The sequence below is a fragment of the Mesorhizobium sp. L-2-11 genome (genome assembly GCF_016756595.1).
Taxonomy (GTDB): domain Bacteria; phylum Pseudomonadota; class Alphaproteobacteria; order Rhizobiales; family Rhizobiaceae; genus Mesorhizobium.
In genome coordinates, this window is the sequence record NZ_AP023257.1 from 6,315,699 (window position 1) to 6,335,956 (window position 20,258).

The 20,258-nt window shown below is 59.8% G+C and carries 12 protein-coding genes and 9 pseudogenes; 8 read left to right on the forward strand and 13 right to left on the reverse strand.

The features are described from left to right. Positions 1-753 precede the first annotated feature (753 nt). A pseudogene (locus JG739_RS36520) lies at positions 754-1,685 on the reverse strand (transposase); the annotation flags it as partial. Between the two features lie 515 nt (positions 1,686-2,200). On the opposite strand from JG739_RS36520, the gene JG739_RS30055 reads away from it, so the two are divergent. Together JG739_RS30055 and JG739_RS36525 are read left to right on the forward strand one after the other, a co-directional pair. Beyond that, positions 2,201-2,938, forward strand: coding sequence for a class I SAM-dependent DNA methyltransferase (locus JG739_RS30055; RefSeq protein ID WP_202364548.1), 738 nt, complete (start codon positions 2,201-2,203; stop codon positions 2,936-2,938). A 495-nt stretch (positions 2,939-3,433) separates the two neighbouring features. Next, positions 3,434-3,771: pseudogene (locus tag JG739_RS36525) on the forward strand (CapA family protein); the annotation flags it as partial. A gap of 36 nt (positions 3,772-3,807) precedes the next feature. Here the strand turns inward: JG739_RS36525 and JG739_RS35685 are convergent. Both JG739_RS35685 and JG739_RS30060 read right to left on the reverse strand, forming a co-directional pair. Then, positions 3,808-4,122 (reverse strand): annotated as a pseudogene (locus JG739_RS35685) (IS21 family transposase); the annotation flags it as partial. A gap of 133 nt (positions 4,123-4,255) precedes the next feature. Then, positions 4,256-4,447: pseudogene (locus JG739_RS30060) on the reverse strand (transposase); the annotation flags it as partial. On the opposite strand from JG739_RS30060, the pseudogene JG739_RS36530 reads away from it, so the two are divergent. Continuing rightward, positions 4,444-4,605, forward strand: a pseudogene (locus JG739_RS36530) (ATP-binding protein); the annotation flags it as partial. The pseudogenes JG739_RS30060 and JG739_RS36530 overlap by 4 nt on opposite strands. Before the next feature lie 52 nt (positions 4,606-4,657). Here JG739_RS36530 and JG739_RS30070 read toward each other — a convergent pair. Further along, positions 4,658-5,868, reverse strand: a pseudogene (locus tag JG739_RS30070) (IS256 family transposase). Positions 5,869-6,586: 718 nt separating this feature from the next. Between JG739_RS30070 and JG739_RS30075 the strand changes: the two are divergent. The 5 genes and pseudogenes from JG739_RS30075 to JG739_RS30090 all read left to right on the forward strand — a co-directional run bounded on the left by JG739_RS30075 (position 6,587) and on the right by JG739_RS30090 (position 10,362). After that, entirely contained in the window at positions 6,587-7,096 is a 510-nt protein-coding gene (locus JG739_RS30075; RefSeq protein WP_202364549.1) for a recombinase family protein, read from the forward strand. A gap of 49 nt (positions 7,097-7,145) precedes the next feature. After that, positions 7,146-7,319: pseudogene (locus JG739_RS35690) on the forward strand (recombinase family protein); the annotation flags it as partial. 30 nt (positions 7,320-7,349) lie between these two features. Next, positions 7,350-8,327 carry a zinc ribbon domain-containing protein gene (locus JG739_RS30080; protein ID WP_244749997.1) on the forward strand — a complete coding sequence of 326 codons (978 nt, stop codon included), beginning with the start codon at positions 7,350-7,352 and terminating at the stop codon, positions 8,325-8,327. A gap of 197 nt (positions 8,328-8,524) precedes the next feature. After that, positions 8,525-8,662, forward strand: a pseudogene (locus JG739_RS30085) (ATP-binding protein); the annotation flags it as partial. Positions 8,663-9,132: 470 nt separating this feature from the next. Further along, positions 9,133-10,362, forward strand: a complete 1,230-nt coding sequence (locus tag JG739_RS30090; RefSeq protein ID WP_202364551.1) for an ATP-grasp domain-containing protein — start codon at positions 9,133-9,135, stop codon at positions 10,360-10,362. A 186-nt stretch (positions 10,363-10,548) separates the two neighbouring features. Here JG739_RS30090 and JG739_RS36535 read toward each other — a convergent pair whose 3' ends face one another. The 9 genes and pseudogenes from JG739_RS36535 to JG739_RS30135 form a co-directional block, all read right to left on the reverse strand. Continuing rightward, positions 10,549-10,788, reverse strand: coding sequence for a transposase (locus JG739_RS36535; RefSeq protein WP_202364552.1), 240 nt, complete (start codon positions 10,786-10,788; stop codon positions 10,549-10,551). A 29-nt stretch (positions 10,789-10,817) separates the two neighbouring features. Further along, a pseudogene (locus JG739_RS36540) lies at positions 10,818-11,072 on the reverse strand (transposase); the annotation flags it as partial. Between the two features lie 394 nt (positions 11,073-11,466). Continuing rightward, complete coding sequence (locus tag JG739_RS30105) at positions 11,467-12,177, reverse strand: hypothetical protein (RefSeq protein ID WP_244749632.1); 711 nt, start codon at positions 12,175-12,177, stop codon at positions 11,467-11,469. 58 nt (positions 12,178-12,235) lie between these two features. Then, positions 12,236-13,186, reverse strand: a complete 951-nt coding sequence (locus JG739_RS30110) for an aldehyde dehydrogenase family protein (RefSeq protein WP_244749633.1) — start codon at positions 13,184-13,186, stop codon at positions 12,236-12,238. Between the two features lie 506 nt (positions 13,187-13,692). Beyond that, on the reverse strand, positions 13,693-14,478 hold the full coding sequence (locus JG739_RS30115) for an SDR family oxidoreductase (RefSeq protein WP_244749634.1): 786 nt from the start codon (positions 14,476-14,478) through the stop codon (positions 13,693-13,695). A 13-nt stretch (positions 14,479-14,491) separates the two neighbouring features. After that, positions 14,492-15,514 (reverse strand): cyclase family protein, encoded by a 1,023-nt coding sequence (locus tag JG739_RS30120; protein WP_202364553.1) that lies wholly within the window; start codon positions 15,512-15,514, stop codon positions 14,492-14,494. A 16-nt stretch (positions 15,515-15,530) separates the two neighbouring features. Beyond that, positions 15,531-17,237 (reverse strand): acetolactate synthase catalytic subunit, encoded by a 1,707-nt coding sequence (locus JG739_RS30125; RefSeq protein WP_202364554.1) that lies wholly within the window; start codon positions 17,235-17,237, stop codon positions 15,531-15,533. A gap of 120 nt (positions 17,238-17,357) precedes the next feature. After that, a complete protein-coding gene (locus JG739_RS30130; RefSeq protein WP_202364555.1) occupies positions 17,358-19,130 on the reverse strand; it encodes an ABC transporter permease subunit in 1,773 nt (590 codons plus the stop codon). 17 nt (positions 19,131-19,147) lie between these two features. Further along, the gene (locus tag JG739_RS30135; protein WP_202364556.1) at positions 19,148-20,245 is read right to left on the reverse strand and encodes an ABC transporter ATP-binding protein; all 1,098 of its coding nucleotides are present in this window, start codon (positions 20,243-20,245) and stop codon (positions 19,148-19,150) included. Positions 20,246-20,258: the final 13 nt, after the last annotated feature.

Here is a 20,258-nt window from a genome sequence, read left to right on the forward strand (position 1 = left end):
GAATACGGCATGGGCACCGCTCGGTCTGTATTGCACCCGTTCGAGCAGGTCCGCCAACAGGGAGAGCGCGGTGTGTCGGTGCCGGTGTATCGCAGGTCAACTTGAGGCCGCAGCAGCGGCGACGAACAAGCCCGGAGAGAGAGAGAGCGCTGGCGTAATAGATCAAGCTCGTACTCGTTGGCACTACCCTTCGATCCCGGCGGCGATCTGTCATTTCCCGTCGTGGTGCACAAACCGTCTTTTTGATCGCTTGATGCGGTGTCGACGACGCGACACACATCTCGACGAGTTCCTACCAGTCGCGGCTGTTGCGGGCAACCGCGACACCTCCCGCGCCGAAACTGCCCAACCTTACCAAGCAGATCTCGGACCATCTGGTCGAAGCCAGTACGTGCGACACCGCCGGCGGCCCAACGGCCGAGATCGTCTCCGATAGTGTCAATGCGAGATCAGCCACGGACCGTCAGGGGGGCGCATCGCCAAGCTTCTGCTTTCCGCCCGTGGACCGTTGCAGCGCCCTGCAAACCGAGGGGAGCTCGCCATCAGGCGCTGTAAACGCGCCGCAAGCTTGTATGCGGTTGGATCCTCGCGGATCGAAAACCATGATGCAGCCATACGCATCGGCGGCGACGCTCCGGGCGGTCGGCCCATTCGTCAGCCATGTGACTGACCGGGATCATCACCACCTCGGACCGTTGTCGGCAGACGCTATTGCAGCTACCAAACTCGTCCCGTCGAACGCTCCTCCATGCTTTATGGCGGACCCAGAGCTACTCCCGTCGGGATCTCGCCGGTCGTGACAAGTCGCCAGAATGCAATCAGTAGCTTGCGCGCCAAAGCCACGATCATCGTCTTGCGCGTACCGCCATGGCCATTGGCCGTTCTCGCGCAAAACCAGTGCACCGGCGCGCTGTCCTTTTGGTATTGGAGGAACCGCCAAGCCAAAGAATCATGCCATAGTGGACGCGAGCGTTGCCGGCCCGCGCAAGACCTTTCTCGCGCCTGCTTGGCCACGTTGATCCGGCGCGCCGGTAAGTCCGGCATAGCGGGCGACGGCTCTCCGATCACGCAGGCCGCGTGAGAGAATCTCATTCACCAGCATGTCCGCAGTCTCGATACCGACACCGATGATCCGCGCAAGAAGGCGAACCATTGCGAGCGCACGCTTCTCCGTGTCCAGAACCACCGAGAACTGCCGCAACCGCTCCTGTTCGATCTCAAGGATTTATTCACGCAACAGGTGAAGCTGTCCGAGGTTACGGCGCAACTCGGCTCGGCTTCGTGCCGGTAGGGGCGTACCTTCCGCCGTATGCAGAGTCTCCAGTTTCTCGGCAGCTTTGCGCAGATTGGGTTTGAAGGCGCGAAGGCCGAAGCGAGCGAGGATTGCCTTAATGCGCTTGACGATCCGCGTACGTTCGCGGACGAGATTGTCTCGTCACGGTTGGGACGGCGGGCCTCCTCCTCATTGATGGTTGGGATGGCTGCCATGCAGCGGCGCTTCTCGCGCCGCAGCCAGCCAAGAAAGCCACGCATCAGCAGTTCGGATCGAGGCGATCGGTCTTGGCACGCCGATGTTCACGGGAAACCTCGACGCTCGATGCATGGATGACATAAGCTTCGACAGCGCGCGCCTGGAGCCAGCGTGCCAACCAAAAGCCGTCGTGTCCAGCCTCATAGATGGTGACATGGGGCGCTCCTTAGTAGCTGCTCAACAGCGCCGAGGATGCCACACGCTCGCCCACAGCATCTACAGCGCTATTAACGGCGCGCTCGCGAGCGGCTTAAAACCGCCGAGCTACACCACCTCGTGGGGCACGAGCCAGAGCACTCCGTAAGAGGCGGGCATAAGCCCGCTCCTCGCCCCGCCGCAGGTCCGGAGTTGCCGCCCTGGCCTTTGGACCTCAATCGACCGATCGAACGTTGAAAAACCAACAATTTGTAGTTTCGCAGACAACGACGAAACGGGGCGCAAATAGCCAAGGTATTGAACAACCAATCATTCTTCACTTGGCATAGTGTGTGCACTCCGAACTGCAACAGCCATCCACGAACGAAGCCGCTCAGTTCCGTATTGCAGTTTGCATGCGAGTGGCACTTGGACAGATGCCCGCGCCAACGAGAACGGGAGTAGACTCTTTCGCATCTCTAAATAACCCTACACAAGGAAGTGTTAAGAAGTAAAACTGCAATGGAGCCGGATATGCTTGACGAGTATGGTTATGATGATAATTTGTCATCGATGTATGAGGAGTATACAAATCTTATCGGCAGAGACACGGAGGCCGGCGAAGCTGCCGCCTTTCTTGAGCGATTTTGCATCAGAGGGAATGCCCTTGAACTTGGTATTGGAAACGGGCGCGTGGCGGGGCCGTTGAGTGAGCGCGGCGTGAGGGTCGAAGGTATCGACAATTCGGACAGTATGTTGAAACTGCTCGCGGAGCGTACGTATCAGGTCGAGGCGTGGAAGGGGGACATTGCGAATTTTAGCGTAGAGCAAGTCTACGACCTAGTCTTTTGTATATATGGCACGTTCACGCTGCTCTCCAACCGCGAAGACCAGATAGCTTGCCTCCGGTCTGCGGCGGCGGCGCTAAATAAGGAGGGAGTCTTAGTGATAGAAATACGCGTGCCAGTCTTGGGTGGTTTCGTTAATAGGCAGCGGATTACGGCAAGGCTATTTGATGACAAAAATACTTTCGTGGACACAGAAACGCACGACCCACTGAACCAAACCGTAACGTCAACCAGCCTCTGGTTTTCTGGTAAGTCTATTAGGCGTTGGCCACAACGCATTCGTTACGTCTATCATCAAGAGCTCGATACCATGGCCGAATGCGTGGGCTTGGAATTGGCGGAGCGTTGGGAGAACTGGATGAGAGATGGGTTCACAGATACTTCCGAACGCCATATTTCAGTGTATCGGCGAGCCAGCCCATAGTCCATGTCCTGCCGGTGAATCAATGCAATTTGCATTTTGCTGACCGGCAATTAGCTCAGCCAGTCGGCTTTCGCCCTCACAGATTCGGGCGAGGGGATTTCCTGACCCGGCTTTTCCCGAGAGTAACCAACGTCATCTCCGAGCGTGCGGCCAAGTGCGAATAATGCGCGGAGCGGGCAGGCAGACGCGTGCCATCAGGGTCTCGAACCTCCGACCGGCCCATGCGCCGACTTTTTCTGGCCGCGCCGTCTCAGACAGCGCAGCCACGTCCGACGCACTTCCTCGTTGAACCGTTCAGTGCAAGGTAGTCGTGCGGGCTCCCTTAGTTGCCGTAGTGTGCGCGCAAACGGCTGCGGACCACTCGTGCTGCGTAGCCAGTGGCGCGTGCATGAGTCGCCAAGGCTATTTGGCGAAGGCCGGACACGGCGGCGAGAAGTTTGTCATTCTCGACCCGACGAACTGGCACGAATCCGACCAGGGTCAATGCTGAACAGTGACATCGTCCCGATCTTGCGGGGTGCAGATGTCACGTTTGGCAACATGGAAACGAATATCTTCTACAGCCGCCACTTCAAGGGAAGTCCTGAAGCAGAGTACGGTGGTGCATATCACGTAAGCCCGCAGCGATTGGACCTGATTTAAGGGCGATGGGCTTCTATATCGTGAGTTAGGCCAACAACCACACACTCGACTGGGCTCGAAGGCATGCGCGAGACATGCCGCGTTCTTGATCAAAGCGGAATCGCCTAGGTGTGGGCGAGAACCTGGCATAAGGCTGGCGCAGCTCGCTTTCCGGAAACTCCCGCGGGCGCGTGGCACTGGTCTCCTTTGCGTAGTATTACACGCCCATGGAGGATTTCAGGTGCAAGCGCCTTCAGCTCGCGCCGCCAGCCAGTGACACGCCGCTCACCATGCCGCAGGCTGAGTACGAGGCCGTGCTCGGTCGCAAGCTCCTGCCGGATGACGTCGGCGTTGCCACTATGCCTGAAGACCCGCTCACGCAGCCACCCGTCCGGTCCGTCCAGCGCCGATCGCCGTACCAGCCGCCGGGAGAGTCGCCACCCACCTTGACGAAGGTATCGTCGCACCGTGTTGCGCGCATCCGAACTCATGCGCCAGCCGCTTGGCACCCAGCCAAGCCCGTGCAGCCGTATCATCGCCGCCACCTCGTCAGGCTGCAGCATCTCCTCTCCCCGCGTCACAGAAACACGCGGGCAAGATGGCCAGATTCTATCGTTTCCATCCTTCCCTCCTCGATCACGAAGAGAGGTCAGTTCCTCGTGTCGTTAGTGGGTCAATTTCTCAGGCCGCCCGTTAGCGGTCACGAGGAACATCGATCTCCAGCTTGCCGGTCTCGGTCGTCACCGTCTTGCGGCTATAGCCGTTACGGGTATTGCCAGCGTCTTCGTCGCTCGCCAGATGATGGTCCATCTCCGCGTTCAGCGCGCGCTCGGTCAGAGCGTTCTTGAGCGTATCAAGCAGGCCGCCCTGTTCGAAGGCAGCACTCGAGAGGCGACGGACGTTATGGCCGGATCCTCAAGCAACTCGCCAAAACCGACCTTCTCATTCTCGATGACTGGGGACCGGAAAAACTCAATGATGACCAGCGGCGTGATGTGCTGGAGATCATTGAAGACCGCTACGAACGCCGATCGACAATCGTCACGGTAGCGTCCGTCAACGTGGTGTAATTTCGGGTGTGGTTCCGGGCCGTCATGATCAGGCGGCTCTCGGTGTAATCTGAAGCGTCTTTTCCTCCTCTATTGCTGGTGGGGTGAGGTCGGCCATGGCCTCGACCTGCATGTATCGGTGCTGAAGCTGCCACTCATCGTTGGCTTCGAGGAGGACCGCGCCGATCAGGCGGACGATGCTGTCCTCGTTCGGGAAGATGCCGACGACATCGGCGCGGCGCTTCACCTCCTTGTTCAGCCGCTCCAGCGGGTTCGTGCTGTGCAGCTTCGTTCGGTGCTGGGCCGGGAATGCCATGTAGGCGAGCACGTCGGCTTCGGCGTCGTCCATGAAGGTTCCCAGCTTCGGCCATCTGGCGCGGAGCTGGTCGGCGACATGCCGCCAGGTCTGGACGGCGTTGTCGTGGTCGGGCTGGATGAAGGCCTGCCGGATCGCAGCCGCGACCATGGTGTGCTGGCCCTTGGGAACGTAGGCGAGCGCGTTGCGCATGGCGTGAACCCGGCATCTTTGCCATGTCGCGCCGAGCACGCGGGTGATGGCGGCCTTCAGTCCTTCGTGTGCATCGGAGATGACCAGCTTCACGCCGGTCAGGCCGCGGCGCACCAGATCGCGCAGGAAGCTCGTCCAGAACGGCTCGGCCTCGGACGGGCCATGTGCAGGCCGACGATCTCGCGCTTGCCGTCGGTGTTGACGGCAACCGCGATTATCGCCGCCACCGAGACGATGCGCCCGCCCTCGCGCACCTTCAGGTAGGTGGCGTCGAGCCACAGATAGGGCCAGTCACCGGCAAGGGGGCGCTTGAGGAAGGCGTTCACCCGCTCGTCGATGTCCTTGCACAGCTTCGACACGGACGACTTCGAGATGCCGGTCATGCCCATGGCCTGCACCAGTTCATCGACCTTGCGGGTTGAGACGCCGTTGATCCATGCCTCCTGGATTACGGCGACCAGCGCCTTCTCCACCGTCTTCCTCGGCTCCAGGAAGCCTGGAAAGTAGGCCCCGTTGCGCATCTTCGGGATCTTCAGGTTCAGCGTGCCAAGCCGCGTGTCGAGCGAGCGCTCGCGGTAGCCGTTGCGCCACGTCTGGCGGGCCTCGCCGCGCTCATAGCGGCCTGCACCGATCAGGCCGTCGACATCGGCCTCCATGATCAGTTGCAGCACGTTCTCGGCAATGACGCGCAGAAAATCGGCGTCACCGCTCTTCGCGGCAAGCTCGGCCAGCGGTAGTCTGTCATCGGTCATCGGGGGTTCCCTTTCGGTCAGGTTGAAGTCCTCAAACTCCACCTTATCCGACAGGCCCGGTGACCACCCGACGCTCGGCGAAACTGGCAGCGAAATCTCCACCGCAAAGTCCACCCGCATCGCTCCCCGAAATTACACCACGTGCGCGGACGTTACCATCGTCCCCAGCCAGTTGCCTCTGGATCGCTGGTACGAGATCATTGCAAACCCAAGCAACGCAAAATACCCCTGTTGTTGATCGGTTGGTGTCTCATGTCACGGTAGTTGACCGTCGACATGCGCTCTGTGGACAGCGGTTTGAGGTGGCATCACTTCGGTCGGGGCGCGGACCTGCCTTTATTGTCATCCGCCTTCCGGATGGTCGGTCACGCAATATCCGCCGGTCAGTGACGGATTTGTCGCCTGCTAGCAATGATGATCTTGAACATCGTAGCGCAGCGAGAAAGTTAATATCCGTTCGGACTTTGCTTCCTTTAGTGTATTATGCGCGAATCACCTTTGGTAACTCAATAGCGAGTTGCGATGGTTGCTCATGCTTTGGCGCATCGGATTGCGGTGTCTCTACAGGAGACCAGTATTCCACTGGTAAGAATCAAGCCAGATACGCCCAGCCTTTGGAACAATCTCCCACCAGTATCTCAGCACCAAGTCGCGCAGATGCTCGCGACTCTGATCCGCCGGATGCCGCCGAACGCGCCAGCGGCGAGGGAGCGGTTTGATGTTGGCTATTCCGAGCAGTTCTGACGAGCGGCTCACGACCGTCCGGCGTTCAAAGTTCGCTTACGTGTATGTGCGCCAATCCTCGATAAACCAGGTGCGCCACCATCAGGAAAGCACCGAACTTCAGTACAGCTTGGTGGACCGCGCCGTCAGGTTGGGCTGGCCGCCGGACCGTGTAGTCGTCATCGATGAGGATCTTGGAAAATCGGGAAACGGCCAAGTCGAGCGTGGCGGCTTCCAACGGCTCATCGCCGAGATCGGGCTCGGCAACGCGGGTCTGGTGGTCAGCCTCGATGCATCTCGATTGGCGCGCAACAACCGGGATTGGCATCAACTCCTCGAGTTGTGTTCATTGTTCGGCGTTATCATCGCCGATGGCGAGCGCCTCTACGATCCCTGCGCCTATCACGACCGCCTACTGTTAGGGCTCTCGGGGATCATGAGTGAAGCGGAGTTGCACCAGATCCGCATCCGCCTGCATCAAGGGGAGCGGCCTGCGCACGCATGACCTGCGTGTACCGGTGCGGCCGCTTCGCGGGCCGGCGCCCCAAGAGCTGGTGTGGCGAGACGCCACCATCGCCCATGTCCATCATATTTTGCACAACCCGGCCTATGCCGGCGCATATGTCTACGGCCGGCGCCGAATAAATGCGGTCCGCCAAGGTCCAGGTTCGCACCGCGCAACCTCGAAGGTGGCCATTGACGACTGGGAGGTTTGCATCAAAGACGCACACCCTGGTTATATTAACTGGGAGGAGTTCATGGCCAATCAGAGACGCCTCGCCGACAACACCAATCAATACGAGGCCGGCCACCGCGGCGCGCCACGCAAGGGCATTGCTTTGCTGCAGGGCTTAGCGGTCTGCGGCCAGTGCGGACGGCGGATGACCGTGCGCTATAGCGGCCCCGACAGTGCATGCCCCGTCTACTGCTGCCTGGCGGACCGCAACCAGACCGGCAGCTCTCTCTGTCAGGAGGTTCGGGCGCCCGCAGTAGATGAGTTGGTTGCCCAAACCCTCCTGAAGGCGTTGGAACCTGACCAAATCGCCATCGCCATCGCTGCGCTCGACGAGATTGCGGAGGAAACGCGGAGCCTCGAGAAACAATGGGCGCTACGGCGGGAACGTGCGCGGTATGACGCCGAGCGGGCTCGACGACAATACGACACCGTGGAACCGGAAAATCGTCTCGTCGCCAGAACCCTGGAAAAGGCATGGGAAGACAAGCTGCGCTTGGTCGGTGAGATCGAGCAAGAATATCGTCGGTGGAAAGACCGAGAGCCCTTGGTGTTACAGGCACAGGATCACGCGGCGCTTCAGGAACTCGCCGAGAATTTGCCGGCTATCTGGCACTCAGAAACCACCCAGCCAGAAGACCGCAAACGTATCTTGCGCTTCATCGTGCAGGAGGTCGTTCTAGACCAGAAGAAGATACGCGGCCAGGTCGCCATCAAGATTCTTTGGCAGACCGGCGCAACCAGCGAACATCAAATCCAACGCCGAGTTCAATCTTACGATCGAGACTATGGCGAACTCGAGCTTGTGCGTGAGCGGATCACGCAACTCAATGCTGCGGGCGATATGGATAGGCAAATCGCCAAAATATTGAATGAAGAGGGCGTCCGCTCGTCGCGAGGCAAGCTGTTCAGCTATGAGAAACATCTGGCTCTTACGCCACCGTTGGGGAATCCCCACAGCCAAGATCAACGGCGTCGCAGCCAATCCGCCGCGCTGGCCTGATGGAACCTACTCTGTACAGGGCGCAGCCGCTGCAATCGGCGTGACGGCTCAAACCATCTTCGACTACCTCGCCCAGGGCCTTGTCCACGGTCGGCAAAGCACGAAAGGCCAGCCTTGGCAAATCAGCCTTTCCAGCGACCAGATCGATCAACTTCAACGCCGAATGCAACGGACCAGGCGATCAAGGAAAGATGCATCATGAAGCATTCGCGGACCCAACCCTGGCCGATGCCATCCTGGACCGCCTCGTTCACAACGCCTATCGCATCGATCTCACCGGTGAAAGCATGCGAAAACAGCGCTCGCCAAGAGCGTCTGAAACAGCGCAAGCTTGACCGGAAACGAAACCCAATCCAAACATCAACGAGACCCAGGATCAGTCCGAAAAATGGCCGGCTTCAAATCGGAACACCGGCCGGAATGAAATCGGAATGACTGGCCGGCTTCAAATCGGAATCGATGGCCGGCTTCGTCGGAATCCGCAGTGGGAATCCTTTTTACCCATTATGCCGCCCGCACACGGAATTCCTGACAGTTCCCGCACGCAAAGGCAGGATGACTGACTGGTTAAGCTTGCGACCCTTGAGCATCGCAACGCTCCGAAATTCGTTGAATCGTTCGGTGCCACACCACCAGTAAACCAACACGTGGCAACAAATCCTTCAAACTAAATTGCAGAATCTTTATGATCGCAGATCGCTGACAATGGTACGGTCTCCGCAAGTCTGAGGTCTCGCACGGCTAACAAAAGCTGTTGCCGATTCTCGCCCGGACTGCCGCACAGCACGCAAGGAGGTCGACGCCAATGGCAAAAAGAGCCCTCATCCTGGTTGAAGGTCATAGGAATATTGGTCTGGGGTACGTCGAAGCAGCCCGGAGTCTTGGTCTTCATCCAATTACCCTGTCGGCTGATCCAGCTCGCTACGACTACCTTGCGGCAGAAAGCATTGAGACAATCCGTGTCGATACAGACAATCTCGATGCGCTAATCCACGAATGCTCCCGGTTAGCTGGGACGTATGACATTGCTGGCATTACTGGCTTTGCGGGCGACGACGAGTCAATCTATGCGACAGTTGGCAGGCTCTGCCGGCATTTCGATCTACCGGGACCGAACCCACAATCGGTTGAACGATGCTGCGACAAATTCATTCAACGTCAACTCCTAGCGGCAGCCGGCGTTCCAATGCCTGCTTATCGGCTGGCAGCGAATGCGTCGGAGGTTGAAGGCTCTGCCGCGGAGATCGGCCTGCCGGTGATTCTGAAGCCAGCTGTAGGCAGCGGCAGCATCGGTGTCCGATTGTGCAGCACCATCGATGAGGTAGCCGAACATACCACTTACCTGTTTAGCGAGAAGCACATATGGCGGTCTTCGCCGAGGATACTCGTCGAAGAATTCGTACAAGGCCCCCATTATATCGCTCATATAATGGGAAATGAGGTCTTTGGGATCGAGGCCACTAATTTCGACCGCCTACCGCATTTCGTCTTTTATACCGGTATCTTTCCCGCCCCCCTTGCAGATGAAGAGCATAAGCGTATTGCCGATGTTTCGCTGAGCTGTTTGCAACCTCTCGGCCTCGGCTGGGGCCCAACGTGCATTGAACTCCGGTGGGCGAAGCTTGGCCCAGTCGTCATTGAAGTCAATCCACGTCTTGGTGGCGGTCCTCGACCGATCCAGCTGGCTTACGGTGTCGATCTAGTTACCGAACACATCAAGCTTGTCGTCGGCGACGAAGGGGATTTGCGCAAAAGGCATTCGCACATTGCGGCCTGGCGAACCCTTCTTCCTGATCGCGATGGCACCCTCGACTGGATCCGTGGTGATGATCAAGCGGCTGCTGTATCAGGTGTTGCCGAGGTCAAATTGTATGTTGAACCCAAGACGCCGATCGTCAGGAAAGGCGACTACCGGGACTGTCTCGGATATGTCATCGCCGTTTCACCCAGCCTTGCTGAGACCGAGATCGCACTCCAGCGTGCCGTCGACTCGATCGATTGGTCGATCACACCATTCCGACAGAATCTGATCTGACCCCTTCATTCTGGACTACTTTTGGTCAAGGCGTAGATCTACAACTTGCGGAGCTGGGCGGTGTTTCGAGACCTGTGCGCGGGAAGTTCGTTGATTTTGTTTGATCTTTTCGGCTTCCAGGGTAAAGGGCGCATGAAGTCAGCGCCGACATAGTCGGTTGTGTCTTTTGACGCTCTCGTGTGAGCATCAATGGTGTTTTTTGCCGCTATCCAGCCATAGCGATGACATGACCTTCAAACTGTGTTCCATATTGTAGGCGATGGCGGTGATGAACGCCTGCCTTTGCAAGCCTCGCCATCGCATCCGGTGAAGGCCGTAGCTTCGTTTCCATATGCCGAAAATCTTCTCGATCCGGCCACGAATGCGGTGGATCGGTTGGTTGCAGTCCTCAAGGCGTGCCAGTATTTCGGCTTCATCCCCGTCCACACATGCCGGTTGGCGGCGATGCGTGGCGTTCCACCCTTGGCCCGCACCGCGTCGCCGAAATGGTTGCCCCGATAGGCGCTATCGGCAAACACCTCGCCGGGGTTGTCAGGCAAAGCATCGGGACCGGCCTTGCCGTCGTTGATGTTAGCGGGTGTGACGGCGATCTCCTCGACCAGAGCTGTATCGGCGTCGGCACCGACATGGGCATCAAGCAGCGACGTTGCGATGACGCCGCAGCCGGCAGAATCCTTTTCACGGCGTCGTTGGTTTGAGCCCGATTGCATGATGCGGCTGGGGACACCCAAGCCTGATCAACCTCACATCCGATCGCCGTGCGGGACGGCTGCACCAAAATCCCGCTTGCGGCAGGCAAGGGCTCAGGAGGACGAGACCATCCTTGAAGTCGGGGGGTAAAAAAACCATGCCCACGTTCGGTCGTCACCTGGATCCGTCAGGACTTGATCAGATCCTTCGGATACGGGGATAGTTGAAGTCATGCCGGCTTCATCACTGCCCCCTCGAGCGCCACCAGCAGCTTGCGTGCGAGCGGAACGTTGAAGCCCCAGCTGGTTTGACTTCGCTTATCCAGACAAGACTTTCATCCCGGAACTTCACAATTTCCTGCCAAGCCGACTAAGCAAGGGGCGCGTCGATGCTGTTAAGGTTCGGAAGATTCGGTCAGCTCGCGCTGGTGAATGTCATCCGGCTCAGCGTCACCGTGTCGTATACCGGCAGCCCGGTCATCCGGCGTATTACCGGGGACACCAGAGGGAATGCGGTACATTCAAACAAGAAAGCGGCGATGTCCGGATGTTTCTTTCTCAGTCGCATGACGCACGCCTTGACATCATCCTCGATTTCAGACACCCGCGTTCGCCGCGGCGGGCGCTGCATTTCGTTCTCAAGGAGCTTTCCACCTTCGATACCGCCGACCACGATCCGCGCGCGCTCGGCCGCATCGTCGATCCCGAATAGGTCTTCGCTGCAATGCGTGGAATCGGCAGTCAGTACCGCGAGCTTGGCGCCGGGTGAAAGCTGACGTAGCAGGGTCGGGATAAGCAGGAGACTTGACAGCGCCACGGGTACGTTCACCGACGCGGCCACCGCCGCTTGGTGCCGGATGGCGAACCCGCAGTTGGCGATCATGGCAACCGCGCCCCGTTCGACCAAGCGTTGCGCGGCCGCGACATAGGCCAGCTCAAGTGACGGATCGCCACGAATGACCCGATCCGCCCATGCACCCTCTACTGTCTCGATAATGATCGGAAAGTCGTAAGTAGCTGGGTTGAGCAGGGAACCTGGATGCGCTTGCGGAGGCTTTTCGCCCGGCGCGAGCCCGCGCTCAAGCTCGAGAAAGCCCAGGGAGGCAGGCGGTCTAAGTATTGTCACGCGGGGAGCCTCGAGCAGTATTCTATGTTATCGGAACTAGCGCCGCCTTTGTGGGCGGTCACGTGCCAATGTCATCGCACTTGCGCCGGCCGGTCAAGTATCGAATGCAGGCGGCAACCATCGTAAAGCCAGATGGCTTGCCGGCGACGTCGTGGCTGTCTTCACGCAGCAAATCAGCCGCATGTCTCCATAACAATTCGGACACATGCAGGTTGGCTACGCGTACGTATCGATGGATGGCCAGAACTTGGATGCATCGCGGGAGTAGATGGAGGATGCGAGACCGAACTTGGTATCGTTTGCGCGTCTGATGCCTCTTCTTCCGTATTAAATCGGAAGGGAGGCGCGACCAGCCCGAATTGTCTTCGCGCGCGACTTTCATCTCCTGCGTAACAGCAGTCGGGACCGGCGGCGTGAAGAACAGCCCACCTCTTCCGTGCTGTTCGCCGCCGGGGACGACCTGAGCACCCACTGCACATGCGTCGGTGATATGCTCCTTCACCTTGGCGACGGCCTTCTCGTCGATGTTTGGTCCGATCGCCACGCCATTCTCAAGGCCGTCGCCGACATTGAGGTTGCCGATGCGACTTCGCCAGCGCCGCGAAGAAATCATGGATACCGGACTGTACGTAAAGCCAGTTGGGGCACAGGCAGGTCTGCCCGGCGTTGCGGAACTTCGACAGCATCGCGCCTTCGATGGCAGCGTCCAGGTCCCGCCGTTGAAGACGATGAAAGGGGCGTCGCCGCCGAGTTCGAGGCCAAGCTTCTTGATCTGGTCGAAGCCTACCGCATCAGGGTGCGGCCAATCTGCGTAGAGCCGGTGAAGGTGATCTTGCGAACCTTGTCGTTCTCGTAATGTCTTGCCCACCATGACCGCGGCCGTCGCGGTGATCACCGAGAACAGTCGCCCGGCAGTCCGGCGCGCGGCGAGCAGCGCCGGCCCCGAGAGCGGTGTCTGGGCAGCGGGCTTGGAGACGATGGCGTAGCGGGCGAGTAGCGCTGGCGCCACCTTCCTCGCTGGCATCGAATTCGAGAAATTCGACGGGGTGATCGCACTACCGCGCCGATCGGCTGGAGTATTGCCATAATGCGCTTGCCGTGCTGATGTCCGAGGATGACGTCGCCATAGAACCGCTTCGCTTCCTCGGCGAACCACTCGACGTAGGACGTGCCATAAAGGATCTCGCTGCGCGCTTCGGCGCACGGCTTGACCATCTCGGCGGTGAAGAAGGCATTGGAGGGAGCGCAGAACCGCAGCGCTCGCGTTGCCTGTGCGTCGGGCTCATCCCGTTGCGCGCGGTGCGCGGCGTCGATCGCCACCCTCCACCGTATCCCGTCGGTTATCGGGGACCGACGCAACGGGATCACGTCAAAGCGACGTCCGCCCGAAATCCATTCGCCGCCGACATAGGGGCGTTCGATCTGAATCCGCCAGTCGCGCTAACACCACGGTAGGTACCCCCATACCCAGAACTCCAAACTTTCACGTTTTGTAGTCTTCAGCCGCCAGGCGGATCAGATCATGAACGAGCCGCCGTTGACGTCGAGCGTCACACCCGTGAGGAAGGCAGCGTCTTCAGACGCCAGGTAGGCGACCGCAGCGGCGATGTCCTCGCCGGTGCCAAGTCGGCCGACAGGAATGCGGGCGACGTAAGCCCGGTTAAGCTCGGCACCAGCCGCGGCAGCCATCGGTGTTTCGATGCGGCCCGGCGCAATGGAATTCACCGTAATGTTCGCTGTGCCAACTTCAACCGCAAGGGTGCGGGCAAGGGCCATCATGCCGGCTTTGGACGCGGCATAGTGGGCTCCTGCAATCTCGGTTTTCGTTCGGCCGGCCACTGAAGCGATGTTGATGATCCGGCCCCATTTCGCCGCCCGCATGTGGGGAAGGCAGGCCCTGCAGCAGAGGAAGGCGCCTGTCAGGTTAACTTCGAGAACCTGACGCCACTCCGCGGCGAGCATCTCTTCAACCGTAGCCTTCAGTCCGCCGTGTTTCGGAGAGATTCCCGCGTTGTTGACCAGGATGTCGACCCGCCCGAATCGGGCCGCTGCTGACTCGACCATTCGCGTGACATCAGCGTCTTTGGACACATCAACGCGCACCGCCAAGGCCCGCCCAGTACAGTCCGAAGACAGGGTCGAAATGCTGGCGTTCAGGTCACTCTCGGAGAGGTCCGTCAGCACCACACCGGCGCCGGCGTTAAGAAACCGCGTGGCGATCGAAAGTCCGATGCCCCGCGCGGCGCCTGTCACCAGAGCCACCTTGCCCGCGAATGCGGGTGCGTGCGAAATCTGGTCCACGACGTACTTCCTCCTACACTGTGGCGACGGGTGTCAGCGGCGAGCCAAACGAGCCGGGCAGGCGCAGAGGCGGGGCGGTAAGGAAAAACCGGCTACGGTTGTGATCTCTTAGCCACGCAGCCAAGTCCGATAGGTACCAGAGCTCGCCAAGGGGAAGGCCAAGCTTGAACAGACACTGCTGGTGCAGCGGCAGGCCGGCGCAGTGGTCGCAGTCGTCCGGTACGCGATTCGGATAGGCCTCCACCGCGAAGTTGTCGGCAACCAGCGCGGCGATACCGCAGTCGTCGATCCACCGGAGCAGCCTGTCGTCCCGCCCCTCTAGTACGGCGCAGGCATTGTGCAGAACACGCGGATCCGGGCTGCCGTCCATGTCGACAACAAGTTTGGCGAATCCGGTGTGAATGCACAGCATGTCGCCCGCCTCGACTTCAACGGACTGACTCTGCATAGCATGCAACAGGGCATCGTAGCCGACCAGGGTCCGGTCCCGTCCATAGATCCTGCCTAGGTCAAGCAGCACGCCCCTACCTTGGACGCAAGTCTCGGCGAACTTGTCGATGCCTAGTCGGCGCGCGCGGGCTCCGCCTTCGGCATCGGGTCCAAGAACATCCGTGCCGCCCTTGAAGCCATTATAATAGACGATCTCAGCGGTGCCGTCACCGTCGGCGTCGAAATGCTGCCCGATGTGGCTAAGGGCGTCCCACTGCGTCGAATATTGTGTGAATAATGTCACGCTGTCATCGCAGGAAGCGTCGATGTAATGGGTATTCTCCAGATGTAGCGGATAGTTCACCGCCGGCAGTCCCTGCTTGCGTGTCGCCACATGACGACGGGGCGGCTTTCGGTTCGGATTGAGCGCAGTCCCGCCGGGAAGGTCCAGCGGCAAGCTGAGGCAGAAAGCCCGGCCGGTCCTGATCTCGGCGGCCGCTTTCAGGCGGATGTCATCCGTGATCAGGTTGAGACGCCCGACTTCGTCGTCGGCGCCGAACAGGCCCCAGTTTGCGCCTTCCGGCTTATTGTTCCATCGGTTGCCCATGTAACGCCATTCCGCTTCAGTGATCTAGGGTCCCGGCAAACAGCGAAATCGGAGGATGCGCATCGGGATCCGTCATCACCTCGATGAGTGTCGGCCGCTCGGCCGCGAGGGCTTGCTTGAGGACCTCTGGCAGATCCGCAGCGTCGTCGACTCTTATCCCTTCGCAGCCACAGGCGCGCGCAATCGCCGCGTGATCAACCGCTGCAAAATGGCAGGCTGTGGTATAGGCCCCAAACTTCACGGTTTCGGCGTCCTTCTGGAAGCCGAGGATGCCGTTGTTCAGGACGACGACCGTCACCGGAATTCCCATGCGGACCATTGTCTCCAATTCGGCCCAGGAATGTGCAAAGCCGCCGTCCCCGACGATCGCCACAACAGGTGCCGAAGGCCGCGCGACTTTTGCTCCCATGGCGAGCGGAAGGCCCCATCCGAGCCCGGCGAGCCCACGGGGTGTGAGGAAGCGCATCCCTTCCCGTGGCGCTCGCAAATGACCCACGACCCACATCGATGAGTAGCTTGCATCAGCGGTGATGATCATCTCCGGCTGGATCAGATTCTGCAGTTCGGCCATCACACGTTCCGGCCTGATCCCTCCGGTTCCCTGCATTAGAAGGGGTGCCCTGACCGTCTCGAACTGGCGCCACGCGTCGGCAATCCGATCGACCAGACCGGGGCGCGCCTGTGATCTTGCCTTGAGATCTTGGGTCTTGAGGGCCTGCGTGAGTGCTTTGAGGGTTTCTGCCGCATCCCCGACGAGACGGACTGCCTCATAGTTGCGCCCGATCTCCTGCGGGTCAAGGTCGATCTGGATGATCTTTGTGCCCGGGCGAATGAGGCGCCAGCTGTCAGTGCCGTTCTGGTTGTTTCGTGTTCCAACCTGCAGGATGAGGTCGGCGTCCTCGACCAAGCCCCGCGTGAAGCGGCCAAGCGATGTTGGCCCGACGAGGGATCCGAGCACACCGAATGAAAGGGGGTGGAATTCATTGACGGCACCCTTGCCCATGTTCGTCGTGAATACAGGGAGCGAGGCAAATTCCTGAAGGTTCGCCAGAGCCGATGGCGCGCCGGTGGAAAGCGCGCCCCCACCTGCCACGACCACCGGGCAATGGGCTTTCGCGATTAGGAAAGCCGCTTCGGCAATGCTGGCATCCGACGGCCGGGTCCGGTCGAGCGGCCAGGCGCTGAGGCATGCCTCGCGCTTGTGGGCGCTGGGCTGAGCTGTCTCGCGGAGCAGGTCAGCCGGCAGTAAAAGGACGGCAGGCCCCGGCCGGCCACTCGCCGCAGCCACGAACGCGGCGTCCACGTAATCGTCAACCCGATCCGCGGTGCCAATCCGGCGCGTCCACTTGGCGCAGGATGCGAAAAGCGCCAGGTGATCGAGTTCCTGAAAGGCATTCTTGTCCACTTGCGGTCGCTCTACCTCCTGAACGAGAGCTACCACGGGGATGCTGGCCTTCAGGGCCTCGGCCAGCGGTGCAACGAGCAGTGCCGCTGCTGGACCGTTCTGGGCGGTGACCACCGCGACCTGTCCCGAGGCCCTCGCGAAACCGTCGGCCATCGCACCACCCATATTCTCCTGGCGGTAGGCGATTTGACGGATTCCGATTTCCTCCGCAGCGAGGATCACGGCGGAAGGAAGGCTCTGACCGAATATGAACTTCACGCCGTGGCGCGATAGCGCACGGGCGATTGTTACGGCAACTGTAGGTTCGGTTTCTGTCATGGTGTTTCTTCCGATAGAGTTCTGAAAGGTCAGGCGCAGAGTGACCGCGGCCCAAGGCGCGTGTCGTGCCCTGCGGTTGACACGCTGGCACTGCCCGGGGCCCTAACGAGTAGTGCGGCTTCAGACCGCGGCGAGCGTGGGGGCGGAAGCGGCTTGCATTCTGGATCTTGACCGCCACCAGACGAAGTACATAGCGACGAGCCAGAGCACGGGCAGAAGCATCAGCAGCGACGCTACCGCGGCGACGGTAGGGTCGATCTCATGCCGGATGTTTTCCCACATCTTTAAGGGAAGCGTGCGTATGGATAGACCGCTGACCAGCAAGGATATGACCACTTCGTCGAATGAATGAAGGAAGGCAAAAACCGCCCCGCCGAGGATGCCTGGCCGGATCAAAGGCAGTGTCACCCTCATGAACGTCCGGAAGGGCCCGGCCCGCATGCTCTTAGCGGCTTGCTCAAGGCTAGTGTCAAAGTTGGTCAGCGTTGCCGCGACGACAGCCACGACATAGCTCATAGCGCCAATGCTGTGCGCCAAGACGATGCCCGTCTTCGACCCGACCAGGCCGAAGGATACCAGACCAAGGTAGGCTGCGATGCCTACCACGATCACCGGAAAGGTGATCGGTGCCAGGAGGATCAACGTGAGCACGTTGCGCAGCATTGGCGTGCTGCGGCTGAGTCCATAGGCGGCCAGCGTACCGAGTATGGTCGAGATTATGGTTACCGAGATTGCAATTTCGAAACTGCTGAGCGCGGCCCTGTTCCACGACGGATCGGCAAAAAACGAACGATACCATTGCAAGGAAAAGCCGGATGGAGGGAATTCCAACTGCGTTCCGGCGCTGAACGACACGATGATCACCACCACACCCGGGAAGAGGAGAAAGAGTAGGGTGAATATGACTAACGTGATCCCCGGGTACCTCCAGACACGGGTGGCGTCGCCAGCGCGGTAAAGATGCGTCTTCCAGCGACGCGCCCGCCCAACCGTGCCGAGCTCAATGAGGTGTCGCGCCAAGGCCCCCGCTGCGGGAAAACGGTTTCGCCGAACCGACGCAGCATTGCCTTGGGGGCCGGCCGGATTGAGTCTGAGGACGGCGAGCACCGTCATCGCGATCGCGAGGAGAATAAATGACGCGGCCCCTATCCGGCCGAGATTGAACGAGCTTTGCACCTCAGCCGCGATGAAAGTCGAGAGCATGACATCGCGCAGGCCACCGAGGGCTGCGGGCGTGATGTAGAATCCGAGGCTCAGGATGAAGACGAGCAACGCACCGCTGCGTAAGCCGGGCAGACTGAGCGGGAAGAACACGCGCCAGAAGGCCGAGAACGGACGCGCGCCCATGCTGCGCGCGGCTGCCACTTGCGACTTATCGATTCCGAGCATCACGCTCACTAGCGGCAGGATCATGATCGGCAACATGATGTGGACCATGCCGATGTACATGGCCATACGGTTGTAAATCAGAGGCAGAGGACTCGTGATGACGCCCAGATCGAGCAGCAGGTTATTGATGAGGCCGCGGTCACCCAGGATCATGACCCAGGCGTAGGTTCGGGCCAGGGAGCTCGTGAGATACGGGATCAGGACGAGGATGACCAAGACGGTCCGGACCTGCTTCGAAGCAGCCGTGATCAGGTAGGCCGTCGGATAGCCGATGAGAGCGCAGATGACCGTGGCTGCGATGCTTACCTCGAGGGTCTGGATGAGGACGCGAACGTTCGCAGGACGCACGAAGAACGTCAGGTAATTGACGAGGGAGAACGCGGGTGCGTTGATGCTGTTGAAGAAGAGCTGGACGATCGGTATGGCAAAGACGAGTAGCAGGAGGCAGAGCGCCGGAAGGGTCAGCCCAACAGAGGCCCGCGTAAGCTTTTGTAAAGTCAACATCTGCGAGTCCCCTGAGATCACGTCGTGACGAAGCGGATGTCCGATCTCAACCAGTCGAGCTGAATGGTGTCCCCGAGCTGGAAAATCTGACGCCCCGCGGCGACATGTTCGCGTATGACCAGGTCGTTATCGCCGACAGCCACGTGGTATCTTCGCAGCGGGCCAGCATAGATCATATCGGTCACGGTGCCGGCGACATGCTGGCGCTGATCGGCGTCGGCACTCATCGTGGTGCCAGGAGCGGAGATCCGTATACGTTCCGGCCGGATCATCGCGACGGTGCCGTCCGGTTGCGGCGTGTCCGCCTCAACGGCGAATGACGGATCATCGAGGATGTTGGCGTCCCCAAGGAAATTCGCGACAAACCGGGAGACAGGACGGTCATATAGCGCCTCAGGCGTGTCAGTTTGCTCAATTCGTCCAGCGTTCATCACCACGATCCGATCGGAAAGTGTGAGCGCCTCCTCCTGGTCGTGTGTGACACACACCGTGGTGATTCCGAACTCCTTGTGAAGCCCCTTGATCTCACCCTGCATTTGCTCACGCAGGTTACGGTCGAGTGCTCCCAACGGCTCATCTAGCAACAGGATTGGAGGGTCGGCTATGAGGGCCCGGGCGAGCGCCACGCGCTGCTGCTGCCCACCGCTGAGCTGCGATGGCATGCGGTCACCCAGGCCGTCTAGATGGACACGTGACAGGATACGTTCGGCTCTCGCAGCCCGTTCAGCCGACCTGATGCCGCGCATCTCGAGCGGAAATTCAAGGTTGCGGCGAACAGTAAGGTGCGGGAAGAGCGCATAGCTTTGGAAGACGATGCCCTGATCGCGCCGATAGGAAGGTACCGAGGCGACGGACTTCCCCGCGATGCGGATATCACCTTCGGTAGGCGCCTCGAACCCAGCCAGCAGCATGAGTGTCGTCGTCTTGCCAGAACCGCTCGGACCAAGGATCGTGAGGAACTCGCCGCGCCCAACGGTCAACGACAGGCTCCTGACGGCGGTGACCTGACCGTATAGTTTGGTGACGTTCCGAAATTCGATTTGCTCGGAAAGAGCGAGTTTCTCCAATGGTCTATCCTTAGCTAGCGGATGCAGCGTTCTGACAGGTGCATTCATGTTCGTCACTCCA

Coding starts and splice junctions, on each gene's coding strand:
- JG739_RS30055 (WP_202364548.1), top strand. CDS start 2,201: ATGCTTGACGAGTATGGTTATGATGATAATTTGTCATCGATGTATGAG.
- JG739_RS30075 (WP_202364549.1), top strand. CDS start 6,587: ATGTTGGCTATTCCGAGCAGTTCTGACGAGCGGCTCACGACCGTCCGG.
- JG739_RS30080 (WP_244749997.1), top strand. CDS start 7,350: ATGGCCAATCAGAGACGCCTCGCCGACAACACCAATCAATACGAGGCC.
- JG739_RS30090 (WP_202364551.1), top strand. CDS start 9,133: ATGGCAAAAAGAGCCCTCATCCTGGTTGAAGGTCATAGGAATATTGGT.
- JG739_RS30120 (WP_202364553.1), bottom strand. CDS start 15,514: ATGGGCAACCGATGGAACAATAAGCCGGAAGGCGCAAACTGGGGCCTG.
- JG739_RS30125 (WP_202364554.1), bottom strand. CDS start 17,237: ATGACAGAAACCGAACCTACAGTTGCCGTAACAATCGCCCGTGCGCTA.
- JG739_RS30130 (WP_202364555.1), bottom strand. CDS start 19,130: ATGTTGACTTTACAAAAGCTTACGCGGGCCTCTGTTGGGCTGACCCTT.
- JG739_RS30135 (WP_202364556.1), bottom strand. CDS start 20,245: ATGAATGCACCTGTCAGAACGCTGCATCCGCTAGCTAAGGATAGACCA.